This is a genomic window from Raineyella antarctica (genome assembly GCF_900092135.1).
In the GTDB taxonomy this organism is placed as follows: domain Bacteria; phylum Actinomycetota; class Actinomycetes; order Propionibacteriales; family Propionibacteriaceae; genus Raineyella; species Raineyella antarctica.
On sequence record NZ_FMYF01000012.1, the window covers coordinates 1 to 15,130 of the forward strand.

Genomic DNA, 15,130 nt, shown 5'->3' on the forward strand with positions numbered 1-15,130 from the left:
AAGGTGGACATCTGGTGCCTCCTGGTGACGCCGCGCCGCACAGGACACAAGGAAAACACACCTGTATCCGGGGTGAGCCTACCCGACCACCGGCAACACCCAAGCTCCGCCTTCCCCGGCCGGCCGACGGTGGCAGCGCCCGGTGGGAGGCCCACGGTGGCTGCGCCCGATGGGCCGCCGTGGCCGACGGTGACCTCAGGGATAACACGGGTTGATACGTAGTATTCTCCCGTGCGATAGCCGCCATTTCCCGTTGAGGAGCCCGATGACCGACATGTCCATCACCCCCCGCCGCGCGGAGACGCGCCAGCGGCTCATGGACGGCGCCATGGAGGTCTTTGCCGAGCGCGGTGTCCTGGCGGCCAGCGTGGAGGAGATCTGCGACAGGGCGGGTTTCACCCGTGGCGCGTTCTACTCCAACTTCGGCTCCAAGAACGACCTGGTGCTGGCCATGCTCGAGCATGACCGGGACCTGTCCAGGGCGGCGGTCGGCCAAGTGGCCGGCTCCACCCTGGTCCAGGACGTCACCGCCCACCCGGAGAACCTCGCCACCTACATCGGCCAGGCCGTCCGCGGCATCCTGCCGCACAGCCGGACCGGCCGGGAGTGGATCATGTCGGTCACCGAGGTCCGGCTCTACGCCGCCCGCGAGCCGGAGATCCGCGCGGCCTACCTGGCCTACCGCCGGGCGTCGCTGGCCGACCTGCTGGCGGGCCTGGTCGCGATCGTGGAGTCGGGTGGCTGGGAGTTCGCCATGCCGCTGGACTCGGTGGCCGAGGTCGTCGACACGATGTACGGCAGCTCCATCCTGCAGGCCCTGCTCCTGGATCCGGACGGCACCGACGAGGAGCGTACGCACGAGGCGCTCCGTCCCTTCGTCGACCTGCTGGCCGCGATCGTCCGGCCGGCGGCTGCGCCCCAGCCCAAGGAGCTGGAAGCCGACGTAGCCTGAGCCCGACGTGGCCTGAGCCCGACGTGGCCTGAGCCCTTGGGTCAATAACCGAACCGGCTGGGGCATGGCGGCCATGGCGATTCAGTGCGGCGCCTCGAACCTCAGCCGGACGGTCGCCACTTCGAGGGCCAGGCGGTCCTGTTCGCATTACTCCGAGGGGGCTTCAGAAGCGGGCGACGGCCTTCTGGCCGAAGAGTCCCTGCGGGCGCAGCAGCAGCACGATCACGAGCACCAGGAACGGCGTCACGGTCGCGAACCGGATCCCGAGTTCCGGCAGCATGGCGGGCTGCAGCAGCGCCGTGAACTGCTGGACCAGCCCGATCAGGAACCCGCCCACGATGGCTCCGGACGGTGAGGCCATCCCGCCCAGCACGATCGCCGGCAGCGTGGCGAACACGATCGAGGTCAGGCCGAGGGTCACGCCCGAGGCCCCGGTCGCCATCAGGGTGCCGGCGACGGCCCCCAGTCCTCCCGCCACGGCCCACACGCCGTACGTCACGCGCCGGGGGTTGATCCCGACCGAGACAGCCGCCTCCGGGTCGGCGGCTGAGGCGCGCATGGCCAGGCCGCCGGTGGAGAACCGCAGATAGGCGAAGCAGGCCGCGATCAGGACCAGGCTGATGCCCAGGGCCCACACGTCCCCCAGCCCCATCACGACCGGGCCGAGCCGGACGGTGCGTACGCCCCACGGGTCTCCCATGTTCTGGGCGTTCACGCCCCAGACCGCGCCAACGAGGGCCTCGATCACGTACAGGATGCCGATCGTGACCATCAGCATCGCGAAGCTGTCCCGCCCCACGAAGCGGCGCACCACGGTGCGGAAGAGCAGCACGGACAGCCCGGCGCACAGCACGATCGAGACGAGCGCGGACAGCAGGAAGGGCAGTCCCAGGCGGGCGGTCAGGTGGTAGGTGAGGTACGCGCCGACCAGCACGAACCCACCCTGGGTGAAGTTCATCATCCTGGACGCGGCGAACACGATCACGAACCCGAGCGCGACCAGGGCATAGGTACTGCCCAGGGCCAGGCCGGACACGGCTGTCTGGGCGACGTCGATGGCGGTCATGCGGCCTCCCTCCCGAGGTAGGCCTCGATCACCCGCGGGTCCGTACGGACCTCGTCGGGACTTCCCTGCGTGATCAGCTCGCCGAAGTTGAGCATGGCGATCCGGTCGGCCAGGGCGAGGACGAACGGGATGTCGTGCTCGACCACGAGGACGGTGATCCCGGTGTCGCGGTGCAGGTCCTTGATGTACCTGCCGAACGCCTCGGTCTCCTCGCTGTTCATCCCGGCGGCGGGCTCGTCCATCAGCAGCACCTTCGGATCCATCGCGACGGCCCGCGCCAGCTCCACCCGCTTGCAGATGCCCAGGGGCAGCTCGCCGACCGGACGGTCCGCGACGCCCTCCAGCCCCAGCGAGGCGAGGATGGTGTCGGCCTTCTCCCGGTAGCGGGCCTCCTCACGACGGGTCCGCCACGGCAGCAGCCCCGCGCCGAGCATGGTGGTGCGCATCGCCCGGTGGTAGCCGAGCAGCAGGTTGTCCCGCACGCTGAGCGAGTCGAAGAGCGCGAGGTTCTGGTACGTCCGCGCCACCCCCATCGCCACGATCCGGGACGGCACGTGGCCGGTCAGGACGCGGCCGTGGCTGCTGATCCGGCCACCGGTCAGGGGCTGCTGGCCGGTGATGCAGTTGAACAGGGTCGTCTTGCCGGCACCGTTGGGGCCGATCACCGCCAGCACCTCGCCGGTCCGTACGGACAGGGAGACGTCCTTGAGGATCTGCAGGCCGCCGATCCGTACGCTGACCCCGTCGATGTGCAGCGCCGGTTCGGCCTCGGGTCCTGCCTCGGTCCCGGCACGGACCGTCATGCCATCACCGGGACCCGCTCGCGCCGGACCACGGAGCTCACCGCCAGGTCGGAGAGGCGCTGGAAGCGCTCGATGTTCTGGCTCTCCTCCATGATGCCGGCGGTGAGGCAGACCAGGGTGAGCTCCCGCTCCGGGTCGACCCAGTACAGCGACGAGCCCGCGCCGTAGTTGCCGAACGTCCCCGGCGACGTCAGGGTGCCGAGGATCGAGGGGTGCAGGCCCTCGCCGCGGAGGAAGAACCCGAGGCCGAGGTTCGCCGGCATGGGCTTCCAGCCCCGTCGCTGGGTCATCGGGATCCACCAGTTGTTGAGCTGGTCGCCGGTGTGGTTGCGCAGGGCCCGGTCCAGGACCGCCGTCGACACGATGCGGGTGCCGTCCAGGGCGCCGCCGCAGCGCAGCATCTCGGCGAACCGTGCGACGTCGTGGGCGGTGGTGACGGATCCGACCCAGGGGAGCTCGGCGTCCTCGTCGACGACGCCGTTGAGCGACTCGATGTCGGCACCGGTGAGCCAGCCGGCCTGGCTGAACTTCGCGCGCAGCGGCACGATCCGGTCCGCCCAGGCCCGCGGCGCACCGATCGCCGAGTCCTGCATGCCGAGGGGTCCGAAGACCTGCTCCCGAACGAGGTCGCGGTAGTGGGCGGCCCCCCGCACCCGGCGGACCATCTCGCCCAGCAGGGCGTGGTTGGCGGCCGGCGAGTAGTCGATCGTCTCGCCCGGTTCGGCGATGGGCCCGGCCGCGCAGATGGCTGCGACCACCGAGCGGAGGTCGCCGAGCCGGTCCTGCCCGACCGGCTCGGGCGTGGCGGGCAGTCCGGAACGATGGGTGAGGAGGTCCATCACCGAGAGCTTGGTGCGGTACTTGTCCAAGAACTTGTCGGTCCCCCGGAACTCCGGGATCACGTCGACGACGGGCGTGGTGAAGGCCAGCAGGCCCTCCTCCACGGCCTTGAGGACCAGTACCACCGTGAACGCCTTCGTCAGGGACAGCACCCGGAAGACGTCGTCGGTCCGGGCGACCCTGCCCCGGTCCCGCTCCGTCCAGCCGAGTGCCTCCTCCAGCACCACCTCCCCGCGATGCACCAGCGAGACGACCGCACCGTCGTAGCGGTCGGCCTCGATGTCCCTGCGCATGCTCCCGAGCAGGCGTCCGATCGCGTCGCGATCGATCGTGTTGTCGCCGTGGCCCATCCCAGCTCCTCACATCAGCTCTGTCGGATCATCATTGAATCCAATCTGGCACCGACCGTAGGCGGTCACCCGCCGGCACCGCTCGGACCTGGTTCCATCCATTGGAACGCATCGCTCGCGAGATTTCCTGGCCCGCTGGAAGCTGGCGGCATCGTACGGGGACCTGTCCCCGGACGACCCTCAGCACATTGCATTTCCATTGCATGCGATCAGCCGCCCGTGGGCCACTACGGGGCAGGACGGACAGTTGGGCCCGAAGGGGAGACCGAGATGACCCTGACCAGGACTGCGGAGCGGGACGGTACGACCGGCCCCACGCCCGGGACGGACGGTTCGACGGGGCAGGCAGCCGCGTCGACGACGACCGCGCCACCGGCGCCGTCCCGTACGCCACGCCGCTGGGCGGCCGTCGCCCTCGTGGTGGTCGCGCTGGTCGCCGTGGCGGTCACGCCGCTGCTGGTGCCCGACGAGAAGCTCCGGATCTACTCCATGGCCGGCGTGTACGCCATCGTGGCCATCGGCCTGACGCTCCAGACCGGCCGGACCGGCCAGTTCACCATGGCGATGCCGGCTCTGATGGGCTTCGGCGCGTACGCCACCGCCTGGTTCGGCGGGACACTCGGCCTGCCCCTGCCCGTCTACGTCCTACTGGCCCTGATCGCCGGACTCGCCCTGGGCGCTGTCTCCGGCCTGCTGTCCCTGCGCCTGGGCGGCGATGCGCTGGCCATCACCACGCTGGGCCTGCTGATGCTGGGCCAGTACATCTTCTACGAGGCGAAGGGCTTCACCGGCGGCGAGAACGGCGTCAGTGCCCGTGGCGTCTCCACGGCCATCGGTCCTGTCGACCTCGCCGACCTGGGCGGCCTGACCCGACCGCAGTCGATGTTCTGGCTGGTCTGGGGCACCGTCCTGGTGGTTGCCTGGCTCGGTGTCTGGGCGGAGAAGCATCGTCCCGGGCGCGCCATGCAGGCGATCCACGACTCGGAGCACGCCGCCGAGGCGGTCGGGATCGACGTGCGCAGCCACAAGGTCCAGGTCGGCGCGCTCGGCGGCGCCGCGGCCGCGCTCGGCGGGGTCCTGTACGCGCTGCTGCAGCAGTTCGTCGCCCCGACCGCCTGGGACATCCCGCTCGCCATGCTGCTCTTCTCGATGATCGTGATCGGCGGCCTGGGGCGCGTCTCCGGAGCCGTGCTGGGTGCGTTCGTGATCTGGATGCTCCAGCAGTTCATCGTGGACCAGGCCCAGTCCCCCCTGCTCAGCGCCATCATCAAGTCCACCGACTCCGGGCCGGGCCTGATCAGCGTGGGTGCCTTCAACCTGCTGATGAGCGGGCTGACGATCATCGTGGTCCTGCTGGTGCTGCCCAAGGGCCTGATGAGCCTGGTCGACCGCCTCGTCGCCGTCGCCTCCTCCCGTCTCCGCCGCCGCCCCCCGCGGCAGGCGGCGGATTCCTGACCACTTCCCCTGTCATCACTCGTGCACAGCCACCAATCGTGTCTCGCCACCAATCGTGCCTCGTCGCACCCCACCACCAGGAGATCCCATGAACGTACGCCACCGATCACTGCGGGCCGCCCTCGGCGCCGGAGTCATCGCCGCCACCCTGCTCACCGCGGCCTGCGGACGGGGTGACACGTCCTCGGCGGCGGCCTCCGGCAGCATCCCGAACGGGCCCGGCTTCGACGGGCAGACCATCACGCTGGGGGTCCTCGGCGTCACGTCGGGAGCCCTCGCCGAGCCGGCCGGCACGATCCTCGAGGGCCAGCAGGCCTACTACAACGCCCTGAACGACCGCGGCGGCATCGACGGCAAGTACAAGGTCAAGTTGGTCATCCGCGACACCGCGTACGACCCCGCCAAGGTCATCCAGGAGTACAACTCCACCAAGGACCAGGTCGCGGCGTACACCCAGGTCTTCGGTACGGCGATGGAGTACGCGATCCTGCCGGACCTGAAGTCCGACCAGGTGCTGACGGCCCCGTCCAGCGCGGAGGGTCCCTTCCTCAAGGAGAAGGGGATCGTGCTCACCACCGCCCCCGCGGAGGTCGACACGATCAACGGCCTGGAGTGGGCCCTGAAGCAGAAGGGCAAGGACAGCACGGTCTGCTACGCCGCCATGGAGGGGGCGCTGGGCAAGTCCACCGGCAAGGCCCTCGACTGGGCGATCGACAAGCTCGGGGCCACCAAGGGCGTCTCCGTCACCCTGCCGGTGACCGGTGACTACACCCCCCAGGTCCAGCAGCTCAGCGGCGCCAAGTGCGACATCGTGATGACCAAGGGCTCCGGTGTCGTGCTGACCAACCTGCTCGGGAAGGCCTCGCAGATCGGTTTCACCCCGCAGTGGATGGCACCGGCCAGCGACTGGATCCCGTCCATGAAGGACTCCCCGCTCAAGGACTACCTCGCCAAGCACCTCGTCCTGGTCAAGGACTCGACGGTCTACGGGGACCAGGCCGCGGCTGGAATGAAGGACCTGGTGGCCGCCCACGACAAGTACAGCCCGAAGGTCACGCCCGTCTGGCTCTACACCAACGGGTACTCCACCGCGATGGCGATGGACCAGGTGCTCACCCAGGCGGTGAAGAACGAGGACCTGAGCCATGCCGGCATCGTGGACGCCAGCAACCAGCTGTCCCAGCTGGACTTCCAGGGCATCCAGGGCAGCATGCCGTGGGGTACGCCCGACAAGCGCAAGCCGTCGAGCACCTACTACATCATCGGCATCGATCCCGCCTCCACCACCGGCATGGCCGTCAAGGAGTCCGGCCTCAAGGCCGACATCGCGATGGAGTACCCGCTCTGATGTCCGCCGGGACCGCTACGACCCCGAACCCGGCGATCCTCGAGGTCTTCGGCCTGTCCGCGAGGTACGGCGACCACGCCCCGGTGGTCCGCGACATCGACCTGGAGGTCCGCCACGGTGAGGTGGTCACGATCCTGGGCGCCAACGGTGCCGGGAAGACCACCGTCGTCCGTGCCATCACCGGGCTGCTCGACGAGCACCGGGGCCGGATCGTGGCCGGCGGGATCCTCTTCCGCGGCCAGGCGATCACGAACGCGACGGCGGCGACGAGGGTGCGGATGGGCCTGGCCCAGGCGATGGAGGGCAGGCGTGTCTTCGCACCGCTGACCGTCGAGGAGAACCTCCACGCCGGCGCCATCACCCGCAGGAGCCGCGCCGAGGTCCGCGAGGGGGTCCACCAGGTGATGGACATGTTCCCCGAGCTGCAGCGCCGACGCCGGGCCAAGGCCGGCTACCTCTCCGGTGGCGAACAGCAGATGCTGGCGATCGGTCGGGCGATGATGGCCCGGCCCGCACTGCTGGTACTCGACGAACCCTCCCTCGGACTGGCGCCGAAGCTGGTCGAACGGGTGATGGACGTGATCGCCCGGATCCGCGACGAGGGCAACACCGTCCTGCTGATCGAGCAGAACGTCGCCAAGGCCCTCGACGTCTCGGACCGGGCGTACGTGCTGGAGGTCGGCTCGCTGGCCGTGACCGGTGCGTCCGCCGACCTCCGGGACGACGCCCGGGTCCAGGCCGCCTATCTGGGAGCCTCGGCGGCCTAGCCGGGGACCGGGAGGACCGGCCGGACGGCGGTCGACAACAGCGGTGGGTGGGACCTCAGGTCCCACCCACCGCTTCGTGGTGCCCGTACCGGCCGACGCCGACGCGAAAGACCCCCGGGGTGGCAGGAGGTGCGAGAACTCCTGCCGCCCCGGGGGCGGCTCGTCGATCGGGCCGGGCGGGCCTGGTGGGCACGCCCGGCCACGGTCGTCAGACCTTCATCGCGTCCAGCGCGTCGAAGATCGGCTTGTTCCCGTTGTGCGAGGTGAACCCGCCGTCGACGGGGATCTCCACCCCGGTGACGTACGCGGACGCCGGCGACAGCAGGAACATCGCCACCGAGGCGATCTCGTCGGTGGTCCCGGCACGCCCCTGCGGGGTCTGGGAGAGGTGCGCATTGAGGAAGGTCGGATCGGCATCGGCGTTGATCGGCGTACGGATGTAGCCGGGGTGGATCATGTTCACCCTGATCCCACGGGGGGCCAGTTCCACGGCCGCCGACTTGCTGAGGCCGCGCAGGGCCCACTTGGCCGCGCCGTACGCGACGTTGTGGTGGGCGATCATCGAGGCCACCGAGCCGACGTTGATGATCGAGGCGTCGTCGGACATGTGGTCCATCACGGCCTGGATGCCGAGCATCGCGCCGGTCACGTTGACCGCGAAGCTGCGGTCCCAGGTCTCGACGTCGAGCTGGCCGAGACGACCCGGGACGGCGATGCCCGCGTTGTTGACCAGCCCGTCGATCACCCGGCCGCCCTCGGTGGCCAGCGCCACGGTGGCGGCCCAGGACTCGGGGGAGGTGACGTCGAGATGCGTGGCGAGCGCCTGCCCGGCCGCACCGGCCAGCGAGTCGGCCACGGCCTGCGCGGCCGCCACGTTGATGTCGGCGATGATGACCCGGGCACCGGCCCCGACCAGGTGGCGCACCTCGGTCTCGCCCTGTCCCCGGGCGCCGCCGGTGACGATGAACGTACGTCCCGTGAACCAGTCGATCATGGTCATTCTCCTGTCAGTGAGACGCGAAGCCGGGTGGCCTCGCGAACGAAGGGACCCGCGTGCTCCTGGAAGGGCTCGATCAGGCGGGCGTGCGGGTAGCGGTCGAGGATCGCGTTGAGCAGTTCGCTCATCTCCAGGCGGGCGAGGTGCTGGCCGAGGCAGGAGTACTGCCCCTGGCCGTAGACCAGCGGGCCCGGGTGCACCGGCCGCGCGACGTCGAAGGTGAGCGGGTCCTCGAACACCCGCTCGTCGTGGTGGGCGGCCTCGACGTTGACGAAGACGATGTCGTCGTACGAGAGGTCCTCCCCGAAGAGCTCGATGTCCTCCGCGGCGTACCGCATGTGCGTACGGAACCGCGGCCACATCCGGGTGACCTCCTCGATCGCGTTCCTCACCAGGTCCCGGTCGGCCAGCACGCGGCGCCAGTCGTCGGGGCGTTCGAGCAGGCGGCCGATCACCTCGGCGCCCTGGTGGACGGTGTTGTCCACGCTCGCCTCGAGGATGTTGACGCCGGTGTCGTAGAGCTCCTGGCGGGTGAAGTAGCCGCTCATCTCCTGCTCGACCAGGAAGGAGGTGAAGTCCTCGCCCAGGTGCCCGCGGCGGTCCTCGATCTGCCGGATGACGAACTCGAAGGCCTCGTGGTGGGCGTCCTCCAGCTCCTGGATCCGGCTGGAGTCCTGGCTGAGGATCGGGCCGAGCAGGCTGTCGGACAGCCGGGCGATGGTGCCGGCGTGCTCCATCGGCGCCCCGAACATCACGCAGTACACCGCCGGCGGGAGCCGCCAGCACACCTCGTTCAGCAGGTCGACGTCGGACGGATCGGCCACCTCGTCGAGCAAGCGGTGGACGATCGTGTGCACCTCCTCGGCGAGCTTGCGGACCACGCGCGGGGCGAGGACCTTGGCCGTCGGCGTCCGCAGGTGCGTACGCTGCTCGCCCTCCTGCGTGTTCAGCATCCGTTCCATGTAGGACCGGGCGAAGCCCGGGCCCAGGCCCAGCTTGTCGGCCCGGGTCAGGAAGAGCTTGGCCCGGAGCAGCTGCGGATGGCGCAGGGCCTCGAGGCTGTCCTCGTAGCCGAGGACCTCCCAGCCGCGGGGGCTGCGGACCATGCGGCCCTCGCCCCGTGCGGCCAGGAGTTCGTCGAGGGTGGCGGTGTCGGCGAAGCGGAGGTCGGCGACTGCGACCATGGTGACTCCTTCGTCAGTGTCTTCAGGACGGTGGGGGACGTGGCGGTACGGGCTCAGAGGGCCAGTCGCAGGCTCGGGCAGCCGGCCTCGGCGCGGGAGACGCAGATCATCATGGCGTCCTGGGCGGCGCGCTCGCGCGGGCTCAGCAGCGAGTCCCGATGGTCGGCGCGTCCCTCCAGGATCGGCGTCTCGCAGGTGCCGCAGGTTCCCTCCCGGCAGGAGGAGAACACGTTGATGCCGAACTCCTCGGCGACCTGGAGGATCGTCCTGTCCGCGGGGACCTCGGCGGTGTGGCCGCTGTCGGCGAACTCCACCGTGAAGGCCTCGTCGGGGCCGGTGCCCTGGTGCTCGACCGGCCGGAACCGCTCCAGGTGCAGGGCCGACTCGGGCCACTCCACCATCGAGCCTTCGATGGCCTGCAGCAGGGGCTCGGGGCCGCAGGCGTACACCAGCACGTCGTCCTGGGGACGGCCGAGCACGCTGGCGAGGTCCAGCAGGCCGGCCTCGTCCTGCGGCGCCACGACCACCCGGTGGCCGTACCGGGCCAGCTCGTCCAGGTAGGCCATCGACGCCCGGTTGCGGCCGCCGTAGAGCAGGTGCCAGTCGGCGCCCCGGCTGTGGGCCGCCCGGATCATCGGCAGCAGAGGGGTGATCCCGATGCCCCCGGCGATGAAGAGGTAGTGCTTCGCCTCCAGGAACGGGAAGTTGTTCCGCGGCCGGCTGATCGGCAGATGGTCCCCCACCCGGAGGGTGTCGTGCAGGTGGGTGGAGCCGCCGCGCGAGTCGGCCTCGCGCAGCACGCCGAGGCGCCAGCGGCGCCGGTCCGCCGGGTCCGAGCACAGGGAGTACTGGCGGCCGATGCCGTCCCCGACGATGTCGCCGATCTCGACGTCGACGTGTGCCCCGGGTGACCAGGCCGGCAGTTCGGCGCCGTCGGGCGCCTCCAGCTCCAGCGAGATGACCCCCTCGGACTCCTCGCGGCGGGCGACGACGACCAGGTCGAGCGGCGTACGCTCCTGGTCCGCCGGCGCCGCGGCGCCCCCGGGCCCGGTCGCCGAGTCAGGCCGCAGCTGCGCCTGGGGGGCCGCCGCGCTGGGGGCCTCGGCGACCGCGGCGCGGGCATCGGTGGTGTCCCAGAGGACCGGCAGCGTACGGCGGATGGGCAGCAGTGCGAGCGGGACGAAGTCGAGCGGGATGTCGGCCGCCGGCCGCAGGGAGGGCAGGCGCTCGTAGAGGACCTTCAGTCCCGTGGTGCCCTGCACCCGGGCCAGCGGCTGGCCCAGGCAGGTGTGGCGTCCCTTGGTGAACGCCAGGTGGTCCCCGAGCGGCTCGCGGTGGATGTCGAAGTCGAAGGGGTGGTCGTAGTAGGTCTCGTCGGTGTTGGCGCTGGACAGTGCCAGCCAGACGGCGTCGCCCTTGCGGATCTCGACGTCGCCGAGCCGGACGTCCTGCCTGGCCCAGCGGGTGGAGGTGCCCGAGGGCCGACGCCGGACGGTCTCGTCGAACACTTGGGCCCACAGCCGGGGATCGGCCTTGGCCTGGGCCAGGGCCTCCGGGTTGGCGTCGAGGAAGAGCACAGCGTTGGCCATCGCCTGGGCCGTCGTGTCCGTGGCGGCGCCGGCGAACTCACCGATGTGGACGGCGATCTGCTCGATGGACAGCAGGGGGGTCCCATCGGCCGCGCAGGCCGAGGCCATCACCGAGATGAGGTCCGTCCCGGGCTCGGCCCGGCGCTCGCGCACGATGTCGCGCAGGTGCAGCTGGGCCGCCACGTACCGGCCCCAGACCTCGGAGCGCTGCGGTTCCTTCATCGGCTCCAGGGCCGAGCCGAGGATCATGAACAGGTCATCGCGCAGCTGGCGCATCATGTCCTCGTCCTCGGCCGGCAGCCGGGTCAGGGCCATGAAGGTCTGGGTGGTCAGCTCGAGGCAGTAGGACTGCATCAGGTTGCTCTCGCCCAGGTGCTCGATCCGGTCGATGATGCGGTGCGCCCGCGCCTCGATCTCCGGCTGCAGGGCATCCATCCGGTCCTTGGTGAAGCCGCGCTGCGCCACACTGCGGGCGAGGGTGTGCCGGGGCGGATCGGAACCGATCAGGATCGATGCGATGAGTTCCTGCGGGAAGACGTCGTGGAATTGGGCGGGGACTTCGATCGACTCCCCCTTGTGCCCGTTGTGGAAGACCTGCCAGTCGCTCAGCACCTCCTCGACGTCGGCCTTGCGGGTGACGACCCACGAGTTGAGGTACGGGTACCAGAAGATCGGGGCCTCGTCCCGGACGGCCTTGAAGGCCAGGGCCGGGTCCCGGAAGTAGTCATCGCCCAGGGCATCGAAGCCATGGGCCACGGGACAGCGCCCGGGCGCCGCCGAACCCTGGCCGACCGCCCCCTCACGAACCACGGTGTCCGTTTCGTACGGTGCGTTCATCACGCTCCCCCTGCCTTGTCTGATCCGGTGCTGACTTTTCTGCATACAACCAGTGGCGACACCACCGCGCCAAGGAGAGCGTTCAGAGATGCGGAACTTCCCGAGTCATGCTCGGCGATCCCCGAAATAGAGCCAATCTCGCGGAGTTCCAGAGACTGGAACAAACACTACAGATTGTTGTCGGCGGGACGCGCCGGCCGTACGCTCCAGACATTGCATACATGTGCGTCCGGCCCTGTCGCCGGATCGCCCGGACGAGGGGAAAGCATGCGCCACTCCAGAGACGGTGCCGCTGCCGCGGTCCTGGACCAGGACTGGGACGTCGTGGTGGTCGGTGGCGGCAACGCCGCGCTGGTCAGCGCGATGAGTGCCCACGACCACGGGGCCCGCGTCCTGGTCCTCGAACGATCGGACGTCACCTTCCGCGGCGGCAACTCGCGCCACACCCGCAACATCCGCTGTGTCCACGAGGCCGGCACGCCGTACAACACCGGCGCCTACACGTTCGACGAGATGTGGAAGGACCTGTGCGGTATCGGCACCGGGCCCTCCGACGAGGAGCTCGCTGACCTGACCCTGCGCGAGTCCATCTCGGTGCCGGCCTGGATGACGGCGCACGGCGCGCAGTTCCAGCCCCCGCTGGCCGGCGTGCTGCACCTGGGACGGACCAACACGTTCTTCCTCGGCGGCGGCAAGGCGCTGGTCAACCACTACTACCGCACGCTGCGCTCGCTGGGCATTCCGGTGCTCTACCAGGCCAAGGTCACCGAGTTCGAGTTCGACGGGGACCGCTGCACCGCGCTGCTCGTCGAGCACGCCGGGGCGACGCACCGGCTGCGGACCAAGGCGGTGGTGACCGCTTCCGGCGGCTTCGAGGCGAACATCCCCTGGCTCGCGAAGTACTGGGGCGACGCGGCGTACAACTACCTGATCCGCGGCCCCGAGCACAACGACGGCCTGGTGCTCGGGAAGTTGTTGGAGGCCGGCGCCCGCAGCGCCGGGGAGGAGAAGGGCTTCCACTCGGTCGCCTGCGACGCCCGTTCGCCGAAGTTCGACGGCGGGATCGCCACCCGCCTGGACTGCATCCCGTTCGGGGTGGTGCTGAACAACCGGCACGAGCGGTTCTACGACGAGGGCGAGGACATCTGGCCCAAGCGCTACGCCATCTGGGGCCGCAACATCGCCTACCAGCCCGACCAGATCGCGTACGCGTACTGGGACTCCAAGGTGCAGGGCATGTTCCTCCCGCCGATGTACGGCGTCTTCTCCGGCGACTCCATCGGCGCGGTGGCCACCCAGCTGGGGCAGGACCCCGAGGCGGCCGAGGCCACCATCGCCGCGTACAACGCCGGCGTGGCGCGCGATGCGTCCGGGCGGTTCGACCCGGCCGGCAAGGACGGGGTGTCGACCTCGGGGCTGGCGATCGACAAGACCAACTGGGCGCAGGCGATCGACACCGGCCCCTTCTACGGCATCCCGATGCGACCCGGCATCACCTTCACCTACATGGGGGTCCAGGTGGACCGGGAGGCCCGCGTCCGCCGCGAGGACGGCTCGCGCTTCGCGAACGTCTTCGCCGCCGGGGAAATCATGTCCGGAAACATCCTGTCGAGCGGCTACATGGCCGGCTTCGGCATGACGATCGGCACCGTCTGGGGACGGATCGCCGGAAGGGAGGCGGCCATCCATGTCCGCGACTGAGACCACCCCGATCATGCTGGGCATCCCCACCCCCGGGGCCCGCCCGGCGTCCGACCTCTTCCAGGAGGCCGAACGCCAGCTCAACGTCTGCAACTCGTGCCGCTACTGCGCGGGGTACTGCCCCGTGTGGCCCTCGCTGGAGAAGACGACGGTGCTGTCCATGGCGCAGATGGCCCACCTGGGCAACCTGTGCCACGACTGCCGCGACTGCTTCACCGCCTGCATGTACACCGCACCCCACGAGTTCGACCTGAACCCGCCGCGGATCTTCGCCGAGATCCGCGAGGACACCTACGACCGCTACATCCCCGGTCGCCGGGCACTGCGCCGGCTGCCGGGCTGGAGCGGGACGATCATCGGCTTCGTGCTGGCGGCGGTGATCATCGTGCTGCTCAGCCTGGGCACCGACGGTGGCGCGCTGTTCGTCTCGGGTCCGCAGTCGGGGTCCCCGTACGAACTGGTCGGCCACACCGCGATGATCGCCCTGGCCATGGTGCCGACGATCGCCAGCATGCTGGTCCTGCTCGTCGCCGCCCTGCGCTACTGGTCCGACACCAACAGCGGCTCGTTCCGCGGCCTGTTCGACCTGGCCGCCTGGGGCCCGACACTGTCCCAGACCGCCCGGATGAAGCACCAGACCGGCGGCGCCGAGGGCTGCTCGTACGAGGAGAACGAGCCGAGCTCGCGCCGACGCTATGCGCACCACTTGGTGATGTACGGCTTCCTGCTCACCTTCGCCGCGACGGTATCGGCCTGGGCGATGGCGACGTTCCTGGGCCTGGAGCCCCCGTACCCGCTGTTCTCGGTGCCCAAGATCACCGGCATCCTGGGCGGCGTGATGGCCTCGATCGGTTGCCTCGGGATGCTGTGGCTCAAGCCGCGCTCGGACCGCAGCCAGACCACCGACACCATGCGCAGGGCCGACTACGGACTGATCTGGGCGACCCTGTTGCTGATGGTCTCGGGCCTGGCGGCCCACCTGACCAACGGCATGATCGCGTACGGTCCCGTGCTGGTGTTCCACCTGGCCACGGTGGTCGCCTGCTTCGCGATCACCCCGTACACCAAGTTCGTGCACTGGATCTTCCGGATGCTCGCGGTGCAGAAGGACAACGTGGAGCGCCACGCCGTCGCCCGGGCGGCGGCGGCCAAGGAGAAGGCCACGGCCAAGGAGAAGGCCACCGCGGTGGTCTGAGGCCCTCTGACCGCTGACCAGACAGACATCGGCCCCACGCTCCGAA

12 protein-coding genes are annotated in these 15,130 nt (G+C 70.0%); 6 read left to right on the forward strand and 6 right to left on the reverse strand.

Going from position 1 to position 15,130, the window contains the following annotated elements; translation table 11 throughout:
- The first annotated feature begins 265 nt into the window (after positions 1-265).
- Positions 266-952 carry a TetR/AcrR family transcriptional regulator gene (locus tag GA0111570_RS14525; RefSeq protein ID WP_217634198.1) on the forward strand — a complete coding sequence of 229 codons (687 nt, stop codon included), beginning with the start codon at positions 266-268 and terminating at the stop codon, positions 950-952.
- 163 nt (positions 953-1,115) lie between these two features.
- Here the strand turns inward: GA0111570_RS14525 and GA0111570_RS14530 are convergent, their stop codons facing one another.
- Genes GA0111570_RS14530 through GA0111570_RS14540 form a run of 3 tightly spaced genes read right to left on the reverse strand, consistent with a single transcriptional unit; the run spans position 1,116 to position 4,011 of the window.
- A complete protein-coding gene (locus tag GA0111570_RS14530) occupies positions 1,116-2,018 on the reverse strand; it encodes a branched-chain amino acid ABC transporter permease (RefSeq protein WP_092612905.1) in 903 nt (300 codons plus the stop codon).
- The gene (locus tag GA0111570_RS14535) at positions 2,015-2,821 is read right to left on the reverse strand and encodes an ABC transporter ATP-binding protein (protein WP_092613204.1); all 807 of its coding nucleotides are present in this window, start codon (positions 2,819-2,821) and stop codon (positions 2,015-2,017) included. The genes GA0111570_RS14530 and GA0111570_RS14535 overlap by 4 nt, the downstream gene beginning before the upstream one ends.
- Entirely contained in the window at positions 2,818-4,011 is a 1,194-nt protein-coding gene (locus GA0111570_RS14540) for a serine hydrolase domain-containing protein (protein WP_092612907.1), read from the reverse strand. The genes GA0111570_RS14535 and GA0111570_RS14540 overlap by 4 nt, the downstream gene beginning before the upstream one ends.
- A 270-nt stretch (positions 4,012-4,281) precedes the next feature.
- On the opposite strand from GA0111570_RS14540, the gene GA0111570_RS17440 reads away from it, so the two are divergent.
- The 3 genes from GA0111570_RS17440 to GA0111570_RS14555 all read left to right on the forward strand — a co-directional run bounded on the left by GA0111570_RS17440 (position 4,282) and on the right by GA0111570_RS14555 (position 7,581).
- Positions 4,282-5,466, forward strand: coding sequence for a branched-chain amino acid ABC transporter permease (locus tag GA0111570_RS17440; RefSeq protein WP_139283271.1), 1,185 nt, complete (start codon positions 4,282-4,284; stop codon positions 5,464-5,466).
- Between the two features lie 88 nt (positions 5,467-5,554).
- Entirely contained in the window at positions 5,555-6,814 is a 1,260-nt protein-coding gene (locus GA0111570_RS14550; RefSeq protein WP_092612913.1) for an ABC transporter substrate-binding protein, read from the forward strand.
- Entirely contained in the window at positions 6,814-7,581 is a 768-nt protein-coding gene (locus tag GA0111570_RS14555; protein ID WP_092612916.1) for an ABC transporter ATP-binding protein, read from the forward strand. Before GA0111570_RS14550 ends, GA0111570_RS14555 begins: the two co-directional genes overlap by 1 nt.
- 208 nt (positions 7,582-7,789) lie before the next feature.
- Here the strand turns inward: GA0111570_RS14555 and GA0111570_RS14560 are convergent, their stop codons facing one another.
- From GA0111570_RS14560 to GA0111570_RS18295, 3 genes are read right to left on the reverse strand one after another with little or no spacing between them, the layout of a single operon-like run.
- Positions 7,790-8,575, reverse strand: a complete 786-nt coding sequence (locus GA0111570_RS14560; RefSeq protein WP_217634199.1) for an SDR family NAD(P)-dependent oxidoreductase — start codon at positions 8,573-8,575, stop codon at positions 7,790-7,792.
- Positions 8,576-8,577: 2 nt separating this feature from the next.
- The gene (locus tag GA0111570_RS14565) at positions 8,578-9,762 is read right to left on the reverse strand and encodes a cytochrome P450 (protein WP_092612921.1); all 1,185 of its coding nucleotides are present in this window, start codon (positions 9,760-9,762) and stop codon (positions 8,578-8,580) included.
- Between the two features lie 53 nt (positions 9,763-9,815).
- Complete coding sequence (locus GA0111570_RS18295; RefSeq protein WP_092612924.1) at positions 9,816-12,188, reverse strand: cytochrome P450; 2,373 nt, start codon at positions 12,186-12,188, stop codon at positions 9,816-9,818.
- 267 nt (positions 12,189-12,455) lie between these two features.
- On the opposite strand from GA0111570_RS18295, the gene tcuA reads away from it, so the two are divergent.
- Positions 12,456-13,889 carry an FAD-dependent tricarballylate dehydrogenase TcuA gene (tcuA, locus tag GA0111570_RS14575; protein ID WP_092612927.1) on the forward strand — a complete coding sequence of 478 codons (1,434 nt, stop codon included), beginning with the start codon at positions 12,456-12,458 and terminating at the stop codon, positions 13,887-13,889.
- A complete protein-coding gene (tcuB, locus tag GA0111570_RS14580) occupies positions 13,876-15,084 on the forward strand; it encodes a tricarballylate utilization 4Fe-4S protein TcuB (protein ID WP_092612930.1) in 1,209 nt (402 codons plus the stop codon). Before tcuA ends, tcuB begins: the two co-directional genes overlap by 14 nt.
- The last annotated feature ends 46 nt before the right edge of the window (positions 15,085-15,130 follow it).